22 protein-coding genes are annotated in these 18,771 nt (G+C 70.2%); 19 read left to right on the plus strand and 3 right to left on the minus strand.

From position 1 onward, the window contains the following. Positions 1-170 precede the first annotated feature (170 nt). The 4 genes from ACZ7CH_RS02125 to ACZ7CH_RS02140 are packed head-to-tail and all read left to right on the plus strand — an operon-like array spanning position 171 to position 5,205. Positions 171-2,060 (plus strand): TRAP transporter permease, encoded by a 1,890-nt coding sequence (locus tag ACZ7CH_RS02125; RefSeq protein ID WP_470373181.1) that lies wholly within the window; start codon positions 171-173, stop codon positions 2,058-2,060. Then, on the plus strand, positions 2,050-3,027 hold the full coding sequence (locus tag ACZ7CH_RS02130; protein ID WP_458429957.1) for a TAXI family TRAP transporter solute-binding subunit: 978 nt from the start codon (positions 2,050-2,052) through the stop codon (positions 3,025-3,027). The genes ACZ7CH_RS02125 and ACZ7CH_RS02130 overlap by 11 nt, the downstream gene beginning before the upstream one ends. Positions 3,028-3,043: 16 nt before the next feature. Then, entirely contained in the window at positions 3,044-4,300 is a 1,257-nt protein-coding gene (gene purD / locus ACZ7CH_RS02135; RefSeq protein WP_470369828.1) for a phosphoribosylamine--glycine ligase, read from the plus strand. Continuing rightward, positions 4,297-5,205 carry an ADP-ribosylglycohydrolase family protein gene (locus ACZ7CH_RS02140; RefSeq protein ID WP_470372984.1) on the plus strand — a complete coding sequence of 303 codons (909 nt, stop codon included), beginning with the start codon at positions 4,297-4,299 and terminating at the stop codon, positions 5,203-5,205. Before purD ends, ACZ7CH_RS02140 begins: the two co-directional genes overlap by 4 nt. Here ACZ7CH_RS02140 and ACZ7CH_RS02145 read toward each other — a convergent pair. Further along, positions 5,195-6,043 carry an AraC family transcriptional regulator gene (locus ACZ7CH_RS02145; RefSeq protein WP_470369830.1) on the minus strand — a complete coding sequence of 283 codons (849 nt, stop codon included), beginning with the start codon at positions 6,041-6,043 and terminating at the stop codon, positions 5,195-5,197. The genes ACZ7CH_RS02140 and ACZ7CH_RS02145 overlap by 11 nt on opposite strands. Positions 6,044-6,261: 218 nt before the next feature. On the opposite strand from ACZ7CH_RS02145, the gene ACZ7CH_RS02150 reads away from it, so the two are divergent. The 10 genes from ACZ7CH_RS02150 (at position 6,262) to ACZ7CH_RS02195 (ending at position 13,889) form a co-directional block, all read left to right on the plus strand. After that, entirely contained in the window at positions 6,262-6,717 is a 456-nt protein-coding gene (locus ACZ7CH_RS02150) for a hypothetical protein (protein ID WP_360394298.1), read from the plus strand. Continuing rightward, positions 6,714-7,307: a DUF3558 domain-containing protein gene (locus ACZ7CH_RS02155; protein WP_360394300.1), complete on the plus strand. Its 594-nt coding sequence runs from the start codon at positions 6,714-6,716 to the stop codon at positions 7,305-7,307. The genes ACZ7CH_RS02150 and ACZ7CH_RS02155 overlap by 4 nt, the downstream gene beginning before the upstream one ends. A 10-nt stretch (positions 7,308-7,317) precedes the next feature. Next, on the plus strand, positions 7,318-8,625 hold the full coding sequence (locus ACZ7CH_RS02160; RefSeq protein ID WP_360394301.1) for a WXG100 family type VII secretion target: 1,308 nt from the start codon (positions 7,318-7,320) through the stop codon (positions 8,623-8,625). Positions 8,626-8,648: 23 nt separating this feature from the next. Next, positions 8,649-9,386, plus strand: coding sequence for an ESX secretion-associated protein EspG (locus tag ACZ7CH_RS02165; protein WP_360394303.1), 738 nt, complete (start codon positions 8,649-8,651; stop codon positions 9,384-9,386). A gap of 93 nt (positions 9,387-9,479) precedes the next feature. Next, positions 9,480-9,941 (plus strand): ESX secretion-associated protein EspG, encoded by a 462-nt coding sequence (locus ACZ7CH_RS02170; RefSeq protein WP_470372985.1) that lies wholly within the window; start codon positions 9,480-9,482, stop codon positions 9,939-9,941. Positions 9,942-9,962: 21 nt separating this feature from the next. After that, positions 9,963-10,268 (plus strand): hypothetical protein, encoded by a 306-nt coding sequence (locus tag ACZ7CH_RS02175; protein WP_470372986.1) that lies wholly within the window; start codon positions 9,963-9,965, stop codon positions 10,266-10,268. 1 nt (position 10,269) lies between these two features. Further along, positions 10,270-11,433 carry a transglycosylase SLT domain-containing protein gene (locus ACZ7CH_RS02180; RefSeq protein ID WP_470372987.1) on the plus strand — a complete coding sequence of 388 codons (1,164 nt, stop codon included), beginning with the start codon at positions 10,270-10,272 and terminating at the stop codon, positions 11,431-11,433. 366 nt (positions 11,434-11,799) lie between these two features. Then, positions 11,800-12,945 (plus strand): pyridoxal phosphate-dependent aminotransferase, encoded by a 1,146-nt coding sequence (locus ACZ7CH_RS02185; RefSeq protein ID WP_470372988.1) that lies wholly within the window; start codon positions 11,800-11,802, stop codon positions 12,943-12,945. A gap of 29 nt (positions 12,946-12,974) precedes the next feature. Beyond that, positions 12,975-13,124: a hypothetical protein gene (locus tag ACZ7CH_RS02190; RefSeq protein WP_360394313.1), complete on the plus strand. Its 150-nt coding sequence runs from the start codon at positions 12,975-12,977 to the stop codon at positions 13,122-13,124. Between the two features lie 39 nt (positions 13,125-13,163). Further along, positions 13,164-13,889, plus strand: a complete 726-nt coding sequence (locus tag ACZ7CH_RS02195; protein ID WP_458429968.1) for a potassium channel family protein — start codon at positions 13,164-13,166, stop codon at positions 13,887-13,889. Here the strand turns inward: ACZ7CH_RS02195 and ACZ7CH_RS02200 are convergent. Both ACZ7CH_RS02200 and ACZ7CH_RS02205 read right to left on the minus strand, forming a co-directional pair. Continuing rightward, positions 13,833-14,420 (minus strand): HAD family hydrolase, encoded by a 588-nt coding sequence (locus tag ACZ7CH_RS02200; RefSeq protein ID WP_360394319.1) that lies wholly within the window; start codon positions 14,418-14,420, stop codon positions 13,833-13,835. The two genes, ACZ7CH_RS02195 and ACZ7CH_RS02200, sit on opposite strands and share 57 nt — an antisense overlap. A 1-nt stretch (position 14,421) precedes the next feature. After that, complete coding sequence (locus tag ACZ7CH_RS02205; protein ID WP_470373182.1) at positions 14,422-15,363, minus strand: GntG family PLP-dependent aldolase; 942 nt, start codon at positions 15,361-15,363, stop codon at positions 14,422-14,424. 183 nt (positions 15,364-15,546) lie between these two features. On the opposite strand from ACZ7CH_RS02205, the gene ACZ7CH_RS02210 reads away from it, so the two are divergent. Genes ACZ7CH_RS02210 through ACZ7CH_RS02230 form a run of 5 tightly spaced genes read left to right on the plus strand, consistent with a single transcriptional unit; the run spans position 15,547 to position 18,753 of the window. Next, positions 15,547-16,065, plus strand: a complete 519-nt coding sequence (locus ACZ7CH_RS02210; protein WP_458429971.1) for a SigE family RNA polymerase sigma factor — start codon at positions 15,547-15,549, stop codon at positions 16,063-16,065. A gap of 26 nt (positions 16,066-16,091) precedes the next feature. Continuing rightward, positions 16,092-16,778, plus strand: coding sequence for a hypothetical protein (locus tag ACZ7CH_RS02215; RefSeq protein ID WP_470372989.1), 687 nt, complete (start codon positions 16,092-16,094; stop codon positions 16,776-16,778). A 38-nt stretch (positions 16,779-16,816) separates the two neighbouring features. Next, positions 16,817-17,401, plus strand: coding sequence for a TetR/AcrR family transcriptional regulator (locus ACZ7CH_RS02220; protein ID WP_360394327.1), 585 nt, complete (start codon positions 16,817-16,819; stop codon positions 17,399-17,401). A gap of 57 nt (positions 17,402-17,458) precedes the next feature. Next, positions 17,459-17,992, plus strand: coding sequence for an RNA polymerase sigma factor (locus tag ACZ7CH_RS02225; protein WP_360394330.1), 534 nt, complete (start codon positions 17,459-17,461; stop codon positions 17,990-17,992). After that, on the plus strand, positions 17,989-18,753 hold the full coding sequence (locus ACZ7CH_RS02230) for a hypothetical protein (RefSeq protein ID WP_360394332.1): 765 nt from the start codon (positions 17,989-17,991) through the stop codon (positions 18,751-18,753). The genes ACZ7CH_RS02225 and ACZ7CH_RS02230 overlap by 4 nt, the downstream gene beginning before the upstream one ends. Positions 18,754-18,771 lie beyond the last annotated feature (18 nt).

Consider the following 18,771-nt stretch of genomic DNA (forward strand, 5'->3'; position numbering starts at 1 on the left):
CATTCTGCGCAATGGCGGGAGCGCTGTCCTGCGCGTGCCGTGTGGACGGTCGCGGTGACTCTTTGCAGTTCCTTTGGATTGATCCCCTGGGGCTGTGATCGGCCCCACAGTACGGTCGGTCCGTGGCCAACCCCGACCTCGCCCGCATCGTCGCGGAGCACGACGAGGAGATGCCGTCGCGCTCGCTCTCACCCCGGTGGGAGCGGGCGCTGTGGATCGCCGGCCTGCTGATCGCACTGCTGGTGCTCAAGCAGGTGTTCTTCCCGTTCGCCAAGGGAAGCCAGTACTACCTGATCATCTTCCTCGCGGTGACGCTGCCGCTGGTGTTCCTGTCCTACGGCCGCGGGCACCAGCCGCCGTGGTGGGACTGGGTGCTGGCGGCCCTGGCGTTCGTCGTCGGCGCCTACCCGCTGTTCGGGGGCTTCGACGCGTTCCTCGACCGGCAGGGGCAGCTCACCGCGCTCGACGTCGCCGCGGGCGCCGTGCTGCTCGTGCTGGTCCTGGAGGCCTGCCGGCGCACGACCGGCTGGGTGCTCCCCGTGGTGTGCCTGGCGTTCATCGCCTACGCCTACTACGGCGGGTTCCTGCCGCCGTCGTGGTCGATCGCGCACTCCGGTGTCGACTTCTCCCAGATCATCAACGGTTTCTTCAACGACGCCAGCGGGTTCTACGGCACACCGCTCGACGTCGCCGCGACCTACATCGTGCTGTTCACGATCTACGGCGCGGTGCTGAACGCGTCCGGCGCGGGCAGGTTCTTCGTCGACATCAGCTTCGCCGCGTTCCGCAAGTCCCGCACGGCACCGGGCCGCACCGCCGCGACCGCCGGGTTCCTGCTCGGCACGGTGTCCGGTTCGGGCACCGCGACGACGGTGTCGCTGGGCGCCGTCACGTGGCCGATGCTGCAGAAGGCCGGGTACCCCAGGGAGAACGCGGGCGGGCTGCTCGCGGCGTCCGGCATCGGCGCGATCCTGTCGCCGCCGACGCTGGGGGCGGCGGCGTTCATCATCGCCGAGTACCTCCAGGTGTCGTACCTGTCGGTGCTGATCTGGGCGATCATCCCGACCCTGCTGTACTACCTGGGCATCGCGCTGGCCGTCGAGGCCGACGTCCGCCGGTTCGGCGCGCGGCCGGTCGACGTGGACGCGCCGCGGTTCCTCGACGTGCTGAAGCTCGGCTGGTACCACTTCCTGTCGCTCGGGATCATCATCGTGTTCCTGGCGCTGGACATCCCCGTCTACAGGGCGGTCGTGTACGCGACGGGCGTGGCCGCGCTGTTCGCGCTGGTCAACCACCGGCGCGACTGGCCGCGGATGGTCGCCGACTCGCTGTCGGCCGGCGTGCGCTCGGCGTTCCCGGTGATCGCGGTCTGCGCGGCAGCGGGTGTGATCACCTCGACGATCACCAAGACCGGCCTGGGGCAAGCGCTTGCGGGCTCGCTGGTGGACCTGGCGTCGGCGCTGACCTCGGAACCCGCGGTCGTGCTGATGCTCACCGCGGTGCTCGCGGCCGTCGCCGTGTCCGTGCTCGGGCTCGCGGTGCCGGTCACGGCGTCGTTCATCATCTCGTGGGTCGTCATCGGGCCGGCGCTGATCACGCTGGGCGTGGAACCGGCCGAGACCGCGATGTTCATCTTCTACTACGCGGTGCTGTCGGAGGTGACGCCGCCGACCGCGCTCGCCGCCGTCGCCGCGGCCGCACTGACCGGCGGTGACGTCATGAAGACGATGTGGCAGACGTGGAAGTACACGCTGCCCGCGTTCCTGGTGCCGCTCGCGTTCGTGCTGACCGACGAGGGCGCCGGGCTGCTGCTGCGCGGCTCGTTGCTGGACTCGGTGTGGACGTTCGCCGCGTCCGCGCTGGGGGTCGCCGCCCTCGCCGTGCTGACGGGCGGCTGGCTGTTCGGCCCTGCGCGCTGGCCGGAGCGCCTGCTGTGCGTGCCGGCCGCGTTGTTCCTGCTCTACCTGCAACCGCTGACGATCGCCATCGGGGCCGGGTTCCTCGTGGTGGCCGTGGCGGTCCACCTGGTCACTCGTAGGAGGGTTCCTGATGCTGCGTAGGTACGCGATCGGCGCGATCGCACTGGCGCTCGTGGTTTCCGGGTGCGGCGGCAAGCGCACGCCCACGACACCGGACGCGGGCAGCGGCTCGCAGGCGTCGTGCGAGGCGTCGGACGGGCGGATCACGATCGCGACCGGCAACTCCGGCGGCGTCTACTTCGTCGTCGGCGGCGGTCTCGCGAAGCTGATCAGCGACAACTCGAAGCTCAAGGCGTCAGCGGCCGAGACCGGTGCGTCCGTGCAGAACGTCCAGCAGCTCGTCGGCGGCACGTACGACATCGCGTTCTCGCTCGCCGACACCGCCGCGGACGCCGTCAACGGCACCGGCGCGTTCACGACCAAGCAGAAGGTCTCCGCGCTGGCCCGGATCTACCCGAACTACACGCAGGTGCTCGTCAGGGCCGACTCCGGGATCAACTCGATCGCGGACATGAAGGGCAAGCGGATCTCCACCGGCTCGCCCAAGTCGGGCACCGAGGTGATCGCGGGCCGGCTGCTGAAGTCCGCGGGGCTCAACATCGACTCCGACGTCTCCGCCCAGCGCCTCGACCTCACCAAGACCGCGGACGGGATGAAGGACGGCAGCATCGACGGCCTGATCTGGTCCGGCGGCCTGCCGACGCCGCAGATCACCGACATCACCACCTCCATGAAGGACCGGGTGAAGTTCATCGACATCACCCCGCTGCTGCCGGAGATGAAGAAGATCAGCCCGGTGTACGACACGGCCAAGATCCCCGCCGCGACCTACGGCGTGGCCGAGGTGTCCACGATCGTGGTGCCGAACCTGCTCCTCGTCCGGGACGACTTCGCCGCGAACAACGCGTGCGCCGTGACCAAGCTGATCTTCGACAAGAAGGCCGACCTGGAGAAGGTGCACCCGGCCGTGAAGGACATCGACAGGGCCAAGGCGTCGGCGTCCGACCCCGTCCCGCTGCACCCTGGAGCGAAGCAGGCCCTCGGCTGAACTACGCTCAGGCACCGTGCGCGTCCTGGTCATCGGGTCTGGAGCCCGTGAGCATGCCCTTGTCCTCGCGTTGTCGCGCGACCCGCAGCTGACTGCCCTGGCGTGCGCGCCGGGCAACGCAGGCATCGCGGGACACGCCGAGATCTACGGCGTGGACGTCGCAGATGCCTCGGCGGTCGCCGGCCTCGCCCGTGAGTGGAAGGCCGACCTCGTCGTCATCGGCCCCGAACAACCGCTGGTCGCCGGGGCCGCCGACGCGGTCCGCGAGCTCGGCATCCCGTGCTTCGGGCCCTCGAAGGCGGCGGCCTGCATCGAAGGCTCGAAGGCGTTCGCCAAGGACGTCATGAACGCCGCGGGCGTGCCGACGGCCCACAGCGAGGTCGTGGACAACCCGGCTCGCCTCGACGCCGCCCTCGGGCGCTTCGGGCCGACGTGGGTCGTGAAGGACGACGGTCTCGCGGCCGGCAAGGGCGTGGTCGTCACGTCCGACCTGGCCGCGGCCCGCGCGCACGCGATGACGTTGCTCGACGGCGGCCACCCGGTGCTGCTGGAGTCCTTCCTGGACGGTCCGGAGGTGTCGCTGTTCTGCGTCACCGACGGCGTCTCGGTGGTGCCGCTGATCCCGGCGCAGGACTTCAAGCGCGTCGGCGACGGCGACGCCGGCCCCAACACCGGCGGCATGGGCGCCTACGCGCCGCTGCCGTGGGCCCCGGAGGGCCTGGTCGACGAGATCGTCGCCCGGTGCGTGCAGCCGGTGGTCGACGAGCTGCGCGCGCGGGAGACGCCGTTCGTCGGCCTGCTGTACGCGGGCCTGGCGCTGACGTCGAACGGCGTGCAGGTGATCGAGTTCAACTGCCGCTTCGGCGACCCGGAGACCCAGTCGGTGCTGGCGCTGCTGAAGTCGCCGATCTCCGCGCTGTTCCTGGCCGCGGCCACCGGCACCCTGGGGTCCCTGGAGCCGTTGGAGTGGGAGAACGGCTACGCCGTGACCGTCGTGGTCGCCGCGGAGGGCTACCCCGGCCGCCCGCGCACCGGTGACGTGATCACCGGCTCCGACGCCGACGGCGTGCTGCACGCGGGCACCCGCCGCCGCGAGGACGGCGCCGTGGTGTCCGCAGGCGGCCGCGTGCTGTCCGTCGTGGGCACCGGCAAGTCGTTGGCGAAGGCCCGTGAGCGCGCTTACAAGAGGGTGGCCGACATCCACCTGACCGGCTCGCACCACCGCACCGACATCGCGCTGAAGGCCGTCGACGACCAGATCACGGTGCCGTGAGCCTGCTCGGGTGCGTCCTGGGAGGCGCCGTCGGTGACGGTCTCGGTGCGCCGATCGAGTTCTCCTCGATCGACGTGATCCGCCGCCGGCACGGCCCGGACGGCGTCGTCGACCTGCCGTCGCTGGAGATCACCGACGACACCCAGATGGTGCTGTTCACGCTGGAGGGCCTGCTGCTGGCCCGCCAGCACGGCGTGGACCCGCTGCTGACGGTGCGCGCCGCCTACGGCCGGTGGCTGCACACCCAGGGCGGCCCGCCGGTGGCCGACGACGGCTGGCTGATGTCCGACCGGCGCCTGCACTCACGCCGCGCACCCGGTCACACGTGCATCACCGCGTTGAAGCACGGCGAGAAGAACGACTCGAAGGGCTGCGGCGGCGTCATGCGCGCCGCCCCCGTCGCCGTGTGGTCCCCGGACGTGCGCGAGGTGTTCACCCTGGCGGTGGGGACGGCGCGGATGACCCACCACCACCCGAGCGGCTACCTGTCCGCGGGCGTGCTGGCGGCGGTCGTGCGTTCCCTGCTGGACGGCGCCGACCTCCTGTCGGCCGTGGCCGTGGCCCGCGCGGAACTGGTCCGCTGGGACGGCCACGAAGAGCAGACCACGTTGCTGGACAAGGTGGTCAGCCTCGGCCCCCTGACACCGGAGCAGGTCGAGTCCGAGCTCGGCGGCGGCTGGGTCGGCGAGGAGGCCCTCGCCATCGGCCTGCACGCGGCCCTCGTGGCCCCCGACTTCGCCACGGCCGTGCGCCTGGCCGTGAACCACTCCGGCGACAGCGACTCGACCGGTTCCATCTGCGGCAACCTCCTCGGCGCCCGCGACGGCGCCGAGGTGGTGCCCGACCAGTGGCTCGCCGTCCTGGAACTGCGGGACGTCATCGAACGCCTCTGCCTCAGCTGGTGACCGGAACCCACAGCTCGGCCTTCGCCGTGTCCCCGTGGATCTCGGTCCGCAGCATCGTCGGCCCCTCAGCGCTCTCGTAGCTGTTCGACGGGAACCACTGCGTGTAGACGTCCCGCCACATGTACTGGATGCTCTCCGGGTACGGCCCCTCGGTCGTGAACACCGCCCACGTGCCCTTCGGCACCGTGACGGTCTCCATGTCCTCCGGCGCCTCCGCGGTCGTCACCACACCGTGGAAGTAGTCGAGGTGGTCACCCTCCTCGTTGCCCTCCTGGTTGCTGGTCAACGCCACGAGCCCACGCGGTTCGCTGTCGCTGAGCTCCTTCATCCGCTCCAGCACCGGCATCCCGATGCCCTTGACGAACTCCACGATCGCCGGGTTCATCCCCAGGTGCACCAACGGCACCCGCGTCCCCCGCCCGACCACCCGGAACCCGTCCCTCTCGACGACCCGGTACTCCATGCTCGCACTCCCCTCCACGATCAACTTGAACGTCAGCACCTGCTGCGACTGCAACGGCTTCCTGGTGCTGCGCGCCTCCTGCGGCCCAACCCCGTGCATGGCCCTGAACGCCCGCGCAAAAGCCTCGTTGGACCCGTAACCCCACCTGACGGCCACGTCCAGCAACGAGCTCTGTCCACTGAGGACCTCACTCGCCGCCCTGGTGAGCCGCCTGCGCCTGATGTACTCGCTCAGCGGAATCCCGGCGAGCGCCGAGAACATCCGCCGGAAGTGGTACTCCGAACTGCCCGCGATCCGCGCGAGCTGCTTCACGTCCACCTCGCGGTCGAGACTGTCCTCGATGTGGGCCATGGCCTGGTTGAGTCGTTCCAGCACGCGACCAACGCTATGGGCTCCCCCGCCGGCGCACCCGACTTCCTGTGCCCGGTTCGGTCGCTCCGGTTCTTGGCACGTTCTGCCAGCGCAAACGAACGCTGAGTGACGTGGAACCAACTGGGGGTGGTCTTCGTCGAACTACAGGTGCGTCTTACGCGGGCGTTGGTAGCCTGCGAAGCGAGACCGAACCGTCACCAACCGTACGGGGGTAGGACGTCGTGACACAGGAGAACGCGGGGGCGGATGCCGTTCTCGGTGCCGCTGCGGCAATGGGTGGCGCTATCGGGGCCGCGGTGGGCGCCTTCCAGGTCGCCTCTGCCGCGTTGGACAAGATGTCCGCAGGTCCCGCGACACAGCACTTCAAGGTCAACGAGAAGAACGTCCTGAAGGCCGGCGCGCTCATCCACGACCAGGCCAAGGTGCTCGAGACCAAGCTCGGGCTCGTGCAGAGCGATCTCAAGATCCCCGCCGACGCGGGCACCGGCGGGCGAGTGGGCGCCGACATCGCCAAGGCGTGGAACAGCCGGCTGGTCGGAGGCTCCGACACCTATGCGGGACGGGTCGAAGCATATGTGAAGAGCCTGAAAGCTCTGTCGGACCAGCTGCGAGACGCGGCCACGCAGTACAACATCAGCGAGGAAGACATCACCGCGACGTTCGGACCGAAGGCGTGAGCAAGAAGTACATCGGACCAGTCGTCGCGGCCCTGCTGCTGGTGACGGCCTCGGCGTGCACCGGCACCGGGGAAGCGGGCAAGCCCAACCCGGAGCCGCCCACGACGACGGCGACTTCGCAGGCGACGAAGAAGCTCCCCGCACGCCCCGCTGACCTCAAGGTGACCGGCGTCGAGCCCTGCAAGCTCCTGACCGCTGATCAGATGAAGCAGGTCAAGATCGCGGAGGGCTCCTCCCAGCAGTCGAAGATGGTCGACAGCACGCCCATGCCCGCCTGCTTCTTCAGCAACAACCTCACCTACTCGTACCTCGCCGTCCTCGCCACCAACAAGGGCGTCGACTACTGGCTGACCGAAGGTGGGAACGTGACCGCCGACGTGATCGACGTCGCCGGGTACGGCGCTGCTGAGATCAAGCTCGTCGGTGTCGACGCCGTGGACTGCGCGGTCGCCGTGGACGTGGCCGAGGGCCAGCAGCTCATCGTGGACTACAAGCCGGACAGCGCTGTCAAGGAGACCCAGCAGCAGCTGTGTGACAAGGCGAAGAAGGCCGCCGGCCTCGCGCTGGACACGCTCAAGACGCTGAAGTGAGGGGGAGGCAATGTCTGGATATCACGATCTGACCGACTGGAACTTCGACGGCTGGTCGAACGGTGAGCTGGCCGCAGAGGTCAACCGCCTCAACAACGGTGATCTCGGCCGGAAGTTCTCGACGGCCTCCGATGCGCTTCGCGACCTGGCCGGCACGCTGAAGTCGGTCGACGACGAGCTGCAGCTGCAGCTCAAGGAGCTCGGCATCAACTGGGACGGCGCGGCCGGCCAGCACGCCCAGGACAAGACCCAGGCTTCCACCAAGGTCGTCGCCGAGGCAGGTGAGGCGACGACGCAGAACTCCGACGCGATGGCGCGGCAGCAGGAGAGCACGAGCCAGGCCCGCTACCGGTCGCCGGAGGAGGAGAAGCTGCACGGTGACACCGAGCGGAACCTCGGCGACAAGCTCGGCGGTCTCGTCGGCTATGAAACCGACCACGCCGCCGAGGTGGCAGCGACCAACAAGGCGCGCCAGCAGGCCATCGACGCGCTGAACGGGTACGTCGGCGGCAGCCAGGGCTCCCTGAACGACTTCCGGCCGCCGCCTCAGGCACCGGAGATCGTGGTGAGCAGCGCCCCGTCCTCCACCTCCGTCGGCCACGCGGTCGGCATGCCCCACTCCACCCCGCCCGGGGTCACGGGCGGTCCCGGCTTCACCGGCACCCCCGGCTCACCGGGCTCCCCCGGCGTCCCCGTCGGCCCCACCCCGAACATCCCCGGCAGCACCACCGGCATCCTCCCCGGCACCTCCACGCCGGGCACGATCGCCGCAGGCCCCGGCCTCCCCAAGCCCTTCGGCTCCCCGCTCCCGGTCGCGGCCACCGCCGCCACCGCAGCGGCGGCCGGCCTGGCGGGTGCCGCGGGCAACGCGCGCGGGCCGCAGGTCGTCGGCGGTGGGCGCGGGCCCAGCCAGGCGCCCAAGACGCCGATCGCCTCGACCGGACCGAAGGGTGCTCCGAGCACCATCGGCGGCGGTGGCAAGGGTGGTCCCGGCGCGGGCGGCGGTCCCGGCGGCGCGGGTGCCGGCGCGAGTGGCACGGGTGCGGCCGGCAAGGGTGTGCCGGGCAGCATGACGCCGGGTGGCTCCACGGGTGTCGGTCCCGACGCGAACCGGCCCGGTGCGGCCGCCGGGAAGGGTGGCGCCGTCGCCGGCAAGGGGTCCGGCTCGCTCATGTCCCCCGCGGCCGGTGCGGCCAAGGGCGAGGGCGACGAGGACAGCGAGCACGTGCGCAAGTACGGCGTCGACTCCGACGACGTGTTCGGCGACGAGCGCATGGTGGTGCAGTCGGTGATCGGCGAAGAACCGAAGGACAAGTAGATCCCTTGAGCTCACCAGGTTCCGTGGTTCTGTCCACAGTGGAGTTCGCCGTGGTCTGGGAGGCGCAACGCCTCCCGGCCGCCCACGTCGCGCTCGACACGCGGATTCCCTCCATCACCCACACCGAGAAGGCCGAGGTGGTGAAACGGGCCTGGGAGTCGCTCGAAGCGCGCGGCCTGGCCGGCAACGGCCGGGTCGTGCCCGAGCTCGCCGACGGGTTCGCGTTGCTCGCGAACGCGCCGATGTCGATCGACCTGTGGGTCTGGGCCGACCGGCAGATCAGCGGGCTCGCCGCTGCCGTGGGCGACGAGGCCATCCTCGCCGTGCAGGACCGCGACGAGATGTGGCTGATCGAGGCGCGCGGCACGGCGCTGGCCGAGGCCGCCGTGTCCGTGGCCGGTGAGATGCCGGCCGGGTACGGGCGTTCGATCAGCCTGCCGTACGACGACCTCGTGGCCGCGGCCAAGGACGTCGGGCAGGACGCCCAGCGCATGATCACCACGTTGGAACGCCAGGGCATGCGCCTCGGCGACGCGCAGGAGCTCGCCGCCATGCTCGACGGCACCTCCACCCGCGGGCAGTTCGGTGCGCAGCGCAACGGACAGCGCGCGGGACGCGTGGTCTCGTTCCACGACACGCACAACGGCCGCTACCTGCGGCAGCTCAAGCCCAGCAGCGACGGCCGCAAGTGGTGCACCATCACGCCGGTCGACAACCACCGGCTCGCCGCCGCCGTTTGGGAGCTCCTCCAGGAAGTGTGACCACGGAACCCCCGCGCTCGCCCGTGCGTCGTAACGCACGCGGGCCTGGGGGGCCAGGGGACGTCGCCCGCGACATGCCGGGAGAGTTCCGCCGTGAGAGCAGCACTCACCCCGTCCGCGTTCCGCGCGGCGTGGGACCACCTCGACCTGGGCGCGATGCCGATCGTGCTGCACGCGCCAGAGTCCACTGTGGAGTCTGACGAGCTGGACCCGTGGCTCGCCAAGGCCTTCCACCAGCTCGCGACCCCTGCGCTCGCCCTCGACCTCCGCCTCGGCATCGGCAGCACGTCGACGCGCGCCATGGTCGTCGCCGGCGGGGTCAGGGTCGTGCTCACCCGCGACGAGGTCGTGGTCGACGAGGTGGCCGACATGGCGACCGCACTCGCCGAACTCGTGCCGGAGCAAGGTGTTCGCGCCTGGATCGGTGCCATCGCCACACATGGCGGGCGCCGGTGCCGGCTCGACGTGATCGTGGACGAGGACATCACCCGGCCGGCGTTGAAAGGGCGAATCGACGCCCTGCTCGACTCAATTCGTTCTAAGGTCTCCGAGTAGACATCGAGGGGGTACGTGCGCATGGCTGTGGCGAAGTTCAACAGCGAAGCCATGGAACAGTGCCGGACAACCGTGAGCAGTCAGGCCGGACAATTCGGCGCGATCGGTGACGGCTTTTCCAACCAACACGGCAATTCGGACATCTTCGGAAAGTTCGGCGCCTCCGCGGCGATCTCCAGCGCGGTCAGTGCAATGGACCAGGCGGGCGCGCAGGAGTTCGCGGCGGCGGAGAAGGTGCTGCGCAAGGTGGAGAGCGCACTCGACGCGATCCAGTCCAACGTGGCCGCCGTCGAGGACGCCAACCGGAACTCCTTCAGGGCGGTGTGACGTGAGCGCGATGGACGAGGTCGCGGGCCTGCCCGGCGGCGCACCGCTGGCCGAGCTCGCCGACAAGGTCGAGAACGCCCAACCGCAGGCCGTGCGCGACATCGCCACCCGCTGGAAGCAGGCGGCCGGCAAGTGCGGCGACCAGTCGAACGTGCTGCAGCGGTCCGTCTCCCAGCTCGACGGCGCCTGGGAGGGCACGTCGGCCGACGGTTTCGTGGCCTACATGGGCAACGTCACCAGGTGCGGCACCGCGATGACGGACGTGCTCAACGGCGCCGCGGCCGACCTGGAGGCGGCCGCGAACGCGTTGGAGACGGCGAAGAGCGCCATGAGCCGCATCTGCGAGAACCTGCTGAGCCGCGCCCGCCAGGTCCGCCGGCAACTGCACGGCCAGCCGCAGGAAGACGTCGACAGCATCATCCGCAGCTACTGCGCCGAAGCCGTCGCCGACGCACAACCCGTTGTCGCACAAGCAGAAAGCTCCTTGAGCTCAGCCGCCGGCACCCTCAAGGGCCGCCCCGGCGCGCTGGCACCGAAGTTCTCGGCCGTCGAGGACCCGAACACCCAGACCTTCACGCCCGCGCCCGGCAAGCCCGTGGAGTGGACCGCGACCCCGCCGCCGGACGACAGCACGACCACGTCCAGCTCGGACGCGAAACCGGCGCCCGTCGAGGACCGCGGCGGTGGCGGGGGTGGTGCTTCCGGTGCTTCCGGTGGAGGTGGCGGTGGTGCTTCCGGAGGCGGTGGCGGCGGCGGTGTTGGTGGCATGGGTCCCAGCGGTGGTCCGCCGTCGGGCAGCCCGCCGCCCGGCAACGTCGAGGAGTGGATCCGCGAGGCCATCAAGATCCTGCAGGCCAACGGCATCCCCGTCACCGAGGACAACATCGACGAGATCTGGAAGATCATCGAGAAGGAGTCCAGCGGCAACCCGCACGCCATCAACCTCTGGGACTCGAACGCGCAGAAGGGCACCCCGTCCAAGGGCCTCATGCAGTGCATCGACTCGACGTTCAACGCCCACAAGCTGCCCGGCCACGACGACATCTGGAACCCGGTCGACAACATCATCGCCGGCGTCCGCTACACGTTCTCGCGCTACGGCGGCTTCGAAGGCCACCCCGGTCTGAAGGCGATGTCCCAGGGCGGCGGGTACCAGGGCTACTGATTCGTCACTCGACCGAGTGAGCTTTGTCCGGAACCCGGCGCATCTCCGTCTGTGTTTGCATGACGGAAATGCGCCGGGTTTCGTTCGTGCTCACCCGATCGAGTGGGCTTTGTCCTGATTCGTCCGCTCGCTCGCCCGCAAAGGGGAAACGCGGGGAGGGCGGCCGGGAGGTGAACGGGGAAATGGTCGGTCGGGTGCGGCTCGCGGCGAGGTTGATGGGGATCATCGGAGGGGGCAGCCGGTGAGGCCTGGCTAGCGCAGGTGGTGGCGTTTGGACCCGGTGGTGGATGTGCGTGTGTGCAGATGTGTGGGTGTGCGCCCGAGGTCTCAGGCCCCACCGGCCCGCAGGCGAGTTAGCCTGGCGCCATGCTGACCGTGGCTGCTCGCGCTGACGTCCCGCCGTTCCACGTCATGGACGTGCTGTCCGCCGCCGCGCAACGGCAGCGCACCCACGGGGACGTGGTGTCGCTGGCCGCCGGGCAGCCGTCGAGTCCGGCGCCGCGGCCGGTGCGGGATGCCGCGGTGCGTGTGCTGGGCGAGCAGGCGCTGGGGTACACCGAGCAGTTGGGCGTGCTGGAGTTGCGGGCCGCCATCGCCGGGCACTACCGGCGGCAGTACGACCTGGCGGTCGGGGCTGAGGACGTGGTGGTGACGACCGGGTCGTCGGGGGCGTTCACGTTGGCGTTCCTGGCGGCGTTCGACGTCGGGGACCGGGTGGCGTTGGCGCGGCCGGGGTACCCGGCTTACCGGAACATCCTGAGGGCGTTGGGGTGTTCGGTGGTGGAGTTGGCGTGCGGGCCGGCGACGCGGTTCCAGCCGACGGTGGAGATGCTTGCCGCGGAGCACGCTGTTGCGGCGCTCAAGGGGGTCATCGTCGCCAGCCCCGCGAATCCCACCGGGACGGTGGCCGACATCGCGCCGATCGCGCGGTGGTGTGCGGACAACGGTGTGCAGTTGATCAGTGACGAGATCTACCACGGGATCAGCTACGGGGAGCCGTTGGCGTGTGCGTGGGAGACGTCGCGGGACGCGGTGGTCGTGAACTCGTTCTCGAAGGCCTTCGCGATGACCGGGTGGCGGCTGGGGTGGATGTTGCTGCCGGAGCGGCTCAGGCGGGCGGTGGACTGCCTGACCGGCAACTTCACGCTGTGTCCGCCCGCTTTGTCACAGTTTGCGGCGATTGAGGCGTTTCACCCGGATTCGTACGCGGAGACCGCGGGGCACCTGGAGCGGTACCGGGTCAACCGGGACCTGCTGGTCGACGGGCTCACCAGCCTCGGGATCGGGGAGCTCGCGCCGGCCGACGGAGCGTTCTACGTGTACGCGGACGTGCGGCACCTGACCGACGACTCGATGGGGTTCTGCCGCAGGCTGCTGGACGACACGGGGGTCGCGATCGTGCCGGGCATCGACTTCGACCCGGTCGACGGGCACCACTTCGTGCGGATGTCGTTCGCGGGTTCAACGAACGACGTCGAGGAAGCGTTGAGGCGGTTGAAGGCCTGGCTGTAGAGCAACCAGAAGAACAGGGGAGACACCACATGTGGGCGATCATCGGCTGGCTCGTCGCGATCTGGGTCGTCCTCGCCGTCGTCGGCGCCGTCGTGAAGGGCCTTTTCTGGCTCGCCGTGATCGGAGTGCTACTCCTCGTGGGCACGGTGGCTTATGGCGCGGTGAAATCGCGGCGCTAGCCCCTGGAACAATGCCGCCGCAACATTCACCATGGAGCGGTGTTGCAGTCCAGCGAGGCCCGCCTGGAACGGTGGGAGCGCAAGGCGGAGTGGCCGTTGACGGCGCTCGCCGTGCTGTTCCTCGTCGTTTACGCGTTCCAGGTGCTCGACGACCACGTGTTCCTGCACGTTCCGGTCGAGGTCGTGTTGTGGCTGATCTGGGCGGTGTTCGCGGTCGAGTTCGCGGTCAGGTTCACGCTCGCCGTCGACAAACCGCGGTTCCTGAAAACGCACCTGTTCGACCTCGCCGCGGTGTTGCTGCCGATGATCAGGCAGTTGCGCGTGCTGCGGTTGATCACCGTCATCACGCTGTTGAACAAGAAGTTCCAGCACAAGATCCGCCGGCGCGTCAGCATTTACGTCGCGGGGGTCACGGCCATCGTCGCTTTTTGCGCGAGCCTTGCCGTGCTCGACGCGGAAAGGCACGCCGAGAACGCGAGCATCACGACGTTCGGTGACGCGTTGTGGTGGACGCTCACCACGATGTCGACGGTCGGGTACGGCGACCGCTACCCGGTCACGACCGAGGGGCGGCTCGTCGCCGGGCTGCTCATGGTCGGCGGCATCGCGTTGCTCGGTGTCATCACCGGGACGATCGCCAGCTGGCTGGTCGAGAAGCTGCGCGGCGTCGAGGAGGCGGAGCTGGAGACGGTGCGGGAGCTCAGGAACCTACGCGCCGAGATCGCCGAGCTCCGCGCGGAGCTCAACGCGCGCAGCGGCGGCTGACGTCCACAGCCGCGCGTCGATGCCCGCGGCCAGGGCGCCGTCGACGTTGACCTGGCGGTCGTCGTAGAACACCAGGTCCGAGCTGCCCACGACGTCCTTCAGCCGCTGCCAGATCACCGCGTCCGGCTTGGCGCACCCGAGGTCGCCGGAGAAGACCAGGTGCCGGAAGTGCTCGGTCCACGGTTCCTCCTCCGCGAGGCGCGCGAACGTCACCGGCGCGTTCGACAGCAACGCGAGCGGCACGCCCGCGGCGGCCAGGTCCGCGATCAGGGCGACGGTGTCCGGCACCGGGTCGGCCAGCCAGCCCGCGTTGTCGAGGGCCGTCAGCTCCTCCACGTCCACCGGCACGCCCAGCCGCGACCCGATCCGGCCCCAGTAGTCCGCGTCGGAGCCGCCGCGGTCGTAGGCGTCGCGGTCCCAGTACACGGCCTCGAACGCCTCCACGGACACCCCGAGCCGCGCGGCCATGCCGGGAATCCCGGGGTTGCGCTGGCTGATGACCTCACCGAAGTCGAACACGACCCAGCGCATCTCAGGCACCTTCCCGAACCCGGCGGAGCACCTCGGTGATGTCCGCTGCGGTCACGTCGCCGTGCGTCACGAACCGCACCTTGCCCGACATGGGGCTCGCGAGCACGCCGGCCTCCCGCAACGACAGCAGCGTCTTGTCCAGATCCAGCACCGCCGCCAGCACGATGTTCGTCGCGGGTTCCGCGACCTCCCAGCCGATCGACCGCAGCCCGGAGGCCAGCGCAGCGGCGTTCGCGTGGTCGTCGGCCAGCCGGGCGATCCGGTCCAGCGCCACCAGCCCGGCCGCGGCCAGCACACCGCCCTGCCGGACCCCGCCGCCGAGCATCTTCCGCACCCGCCGCGCCTCGACGACGAACGACGCCGACCCGGCCACGACCGACCCGACCGGCGCGCCCAGCCCCTTCGACAGGCACACCTGCACCGTGTCCACCCCGGCGGTCAGCGCCGTCAACGGCACCCCGAGCGCCACCGACGCGTTCCACAGCCGCGCCCCGTCCAGGTGCACGGCCAGCCCGACCGACCGCGCCGCCGCCACCAGGGCGGCATGACCGGCGACCGGGGTCAGCGCGCCACCGGCGGCGTTGTGGGTGTTCTCCAGGCACAGCAGGGTCGACCGCAGCCCGTAGTACGGCGACTCGCCGCCGCCCGCCGCGACCACGGCCTCCGGGGTCATCGAGTGCAACGCGTGCGGCATGCCGCCGGCCAGCCACGCCGCCGTGCCCAGCTCCGCGTCCAGCACGTGCGCGCCGAGCGGGGCCAGGAACCGGTCACCGCGGTCCAGGTGCAGGAACAACGCGATCAGGTTGCCCATCGAGCCCGACGGCACCCACAGCGCGGCCTCGACGCCGAGCAGCCCGGCGACGCGCTCCTCCAGTGCGGCCATCGTCGGGTCGTGGTCGAGCACGTCGTCGCCGACCTCGGCCGCGGCCATCGCGCGGCGCATCTCCTCGTCCGGGCGGGTGACGGTGTCCGAGCGCAGGTCAATGGGGGTCACGACCCCGATCACATCACATCCGGCTCACGACCGAGGGGGTGATGTGGCTCTCCCCGCGGGTTCGTGCAACCGTGGGGCCCCCGGATTCCGTCCGGTCAGTGCAACTCGAGGAACGAGCGGAGAGCAGTCCGCGTGGATCAGCGCGACGAGCAGGAGTTCGCGGAGTACTTCGTGGCTCGCCGTGAGGCCGTGCGCCGAACGGCATACCTGCTGTGCGGCGACTGGCACCGCGCTGACGACTTCGCCCAGACCGCGTTCGTGGCACTGCACAGGAGGTGGCGGAAGATCCGGGACAAGCAGGCCCTCGACGCCTACGTCCGGCGCAGCGTCGTGCGCGCGGTGATCGACGAGTCACGGCGTCCGTGGCGGCGCGAGAAGTTCACCGACGAGCTGCCGGAGACGCCGGCCCTCGACCACGAGGTCGGCGACACGGTCGCGACGCGCGAGGCGCTGATGAAGGGCCTGCGCAGGGTTCCGCCGCGGCAACGGGCGGTGCTCGTGCTGCGGTTCCTCGAAGGGCTCGACGTGACGGCCACCGCCGAGGTGCTGAAGTGCTCGGAAGGAACTGTGAAGAGTCAGACCGCCCGCGGGCTGACCGCACTGCGGGAAGCGCTCGGCAGCGCGATCGACGACCTGCGACCGGCGTCATGACGGCGACCAGCGGAAGGAGGCTGTAGGTGGACGAGAACAAGCTCGCGGACCTGTTCCGCGACGCCGCGCACGACGCACCACCGGCGGCCTTCGACGTGTCGGACGTCCGCACCGCGTCGCGCAGGGCCACCCAGCGCAGGCGCAGCGCGATCGCCGGCGGCACCGCGCTGGTCGTGGTGCTCGGCTTCGGCGGCGTCCTGGCCGGGACGAACTGGGTGAACCAGGACAAAGGCGCCGAGTCCGTCGCCAGTGCTGGCCAGGCGGGGGACAACTCGGCACAATCGCCGCTGTCCGCTCCGGTCGACCCGCCGAACATGCAGACGAAGAACTTCCCTGGTGACGTGTCCACGCAGGGGGACACGGCCACGCCGGGAAGCGCCGACCCCAGTGTCGGCGAACGCGCGGTGCAGGGCTGCGCGGAGGTGGACCGGGAGCTCGCCGTCGCCCTCGCCGGAGAGCTTTCGGTCCCACCCGCTGACGCCGTCCCGCCGACCGTCAGCTGCGCGCCGTCGTCGCGCTCGGCCGCGTTCAAGGTCGACGGGCTGACGATCACGGCCATCGTCACCCCGAGCGAGTTCACGGCACCCGACCGCGCCGACACCGCGGTGGTCAAGACCGGCAAGGGCCAGGACCTCTACGTCTTCACGCAGGGCGACGGCGAGCTGAAGGGGCAGGCAACGCGGGTCGCGGACGCACTCGCGTCCCGGTTCTGACCAGGCCGCGCCCGCTCGCCCAGTACTCTGGCCCGACTATGACCGCAGCAACTCCCAAGGGGGAGCGCCGCAGGCAGGCGCTCGTGGAGGCCGCGGCCGAACTGCTCGTGGAGGGCGGGTTCGACGCGGTCCGGCACCGCGCGGTCGCCGAACGCGCAGGTCTGCCGCTCGCGTCCACCACGTACTACTTCGACTCGCTCGACGAGCTCGTGACCGCGGCGGTCGAGCTGCACGGCCGCGCCGAGCTCGCGAGCAGCAGGGAGAAGCTGGCCGCGCTGCCGCACGGGACCGTCGACGACGACGCGTTGATCCAGCTGGTCCTCGACCTGCTGGTCGGCCCGGACGTCACCGACACCGAGACGATGCTGCTGCGCTACGAACGCCTCGTCGCGACCGGCCGCCGCCCCTACCTGCGGCCGTTGATGCGGGTCATGGGCTCCGAGCTGCAGGACCTGATCTCCGCGATCTTCGCCCGCTCCGGCCGCGCACTGCCCGCCGACCGGGTCGAGGAGCTGATCGCGCTCGTGGACGGCACGATGGTGAACGCGTTCATCGAGCTGAAGTCCGACCCGCGCGGTGTCGCGGCGAGAATGCTCCGAAAGGCCCTTTCGCGTCACGAGTGATGCAACCCCGCGTTACCCCGGTGCGTTCCCCTGGATGAGGACGCGAGAGGGGATCGCATGCGCAAGGCCGATGAACAGGGCTTCCGCGAGTTCGCGGCAGCCAATGCCGCGAGCTTGCGCCGCACCGCGTACCTGTTCTGCGGGGACTGGCACACCGCAGAGGACCTCATGCAGTCCAGCCTCATGAAGATGTACCTGGCCTGGAAGCGCATCAAGGGCCTGGACAACCTGATCGCCTACGCCCGCAAGGTGCTGCTGCGCACCTGGCTGGACGAGAAGCGCAGGCCGTGGCGCAGGGCCGAGCAGCGCGACGGGGAGCTGCCCGACGCCGCCGACGAGCGGGTCGACCCCGACCACACCAGCGCGAAGCTGTGGGCGCGTGAGCTGGTGCACACTGCGTTGCTCCAGGTCCCGCCACGGCAACGGGCGGTGCTCGTGCTGCGTTATTTCGAGGACCTCTCGGTCGCCGAGGTGGCGGTGGCCATGGGGTGCTCGGAGGGAACGGTCAAGAGCCAGACGGCGCGTGGCCTCGCGACGCTGCGCACCATCGTGGAGAAGCTCGACAGCAGTTCGGGGAGGGTCGCGTCGTGAGTGAGCAGGAGATCCGCGAGGGGATGCTGCTGGCCGTCTGGGACGAGCCGCCCCTCGACTTCGACCCGGACGCCCTGATGAGGCGGGCCGAGCAGAAAAAAAGTCGCAGGCGAGCACTGGTCAGCGTGGGAGTGGCCACCGCCCTGATCGTCGTGTCCGCCTTCGCACTGCCGGGGCTGCTGCCCAAGACCGGTGACGACGACCAGATCGCGGCGCGGCGCACCGAGAGCAGCGCGCCCACGTCGACCGAGTCGCCGAACGCCCGCAGCGTGCGCATCGGCGACGCCCTCGCGGCGAAGCTGCAGACCGTGCGCCGGGAGCTGCGCGACGTCTCCGCCTACGTCCAGCCGGGCATGCAGGTGGTCCAGGGCACCTCGACGACGAAGCCGCCCTCGCCCGGCTCCGCGCCGGACCCGTCCCTGAGCGGTTACGTGTACCTGACCGACGACATCGGGCCGACCGCGTTGCTGCTCACGACCACGAGCACCCCGAAGAGCTCGCGGCTGGAGTGCATCGGCGCGGTCACGTGCAAGGAGATGCCCGTCGACGACGGGTCGAAGATCATCGAGGCCGAGTACCTCGACGGGACCTCGACGGTCGTCAGGGCCGTGTCCACCCGCGTCTTCGAGAGCGGTTACACCGTGAAGCTGTCGGCGTTCACCACGAACCCGGCGACGGGCAGCGGTCTGCGGGCGCAGCTGCCGGTGTCTGTGGACGTGCTCACAACGATGCTCACCGACGGCCGCATCCGCTGGGAGTGAGTCCGACGTGCACTAACC

This window comes from Lentzea sp. NPDC037011, assembly GCF_055607425.1.

Coding starts and splice junctions, on each gene's coding strand:
- ACZ7CH_RS02125 (WP_470373181.1), top strand. CDS start 171: ATGCCGTCGCGCTCGCTCTCACCCCGGTGGGAGCGGGCGCTGTGGATC.
- ACZ7CH_RS02130 (WP_458429957.1), top strand. CDS start 2,050: ATGCTGCGTAGGTACGCGATCGGCGCGATCGCACTGGCGCTCGTGGTT.
- ACZ7CH_RS02160 (WP_360394301.1), top strand. CDS start 7,318: ATGTCTGGATATCACGATCTGACCGACTGGAACTTCGACGGCTGGTCG.
- ACZ7CH_RS02175 (WP_470372986.1), top strand. CDS start 9,963: ATGGCTGTGGCGAAGTTCAACAGCGAAGCCATGGAACAGTGCCGGACA.
- ACZ7CH_RS02185 (WP_470372988.1), top strand. CDS start 11,800: ATGCTGACCGTGGCTGCTCGCGCTGACGTCCCGCCGTTCCACGTCATG.
- ACZ7CH_RS02190 (WP_360394313.1), top strand. CDS start 12,975: ATGTGGGCGATCATCGGCTGGCTCGTCGCGATCTGGGTCGTCCTCGCC.
- ACZ7CH_RS02200 (WP_360394319.1), bottom strand. CDS start 14,420: ATGCGCTGGGTCGTGTTCGACTTCGGTGAGGTCATCAGCCAGCGCAAC.
- ACZ7CH_RS02205 (WP_470373182.1), bottom strand. CDS start 15,363: ATGCGCCGCGCGATGGCCGCGGCCGAGGTCGGCGACGACGTGCTCGAC.
- ACZ7CH_RS02220 (WP_360394327.1), top strand. CDS start 16,817: ATGACCGCAGCAACTCCCAAGGGGGAGCGCCGCAGGCAGGCGCTCGTG.
- ACZ7CH_RS02225 (WP_360394330.1), top strand. CDS start 17,459: ATGCGCAAGGCCGATGAACAGGGCTTCCGCGAGTTCGCGGCAGCCAAT.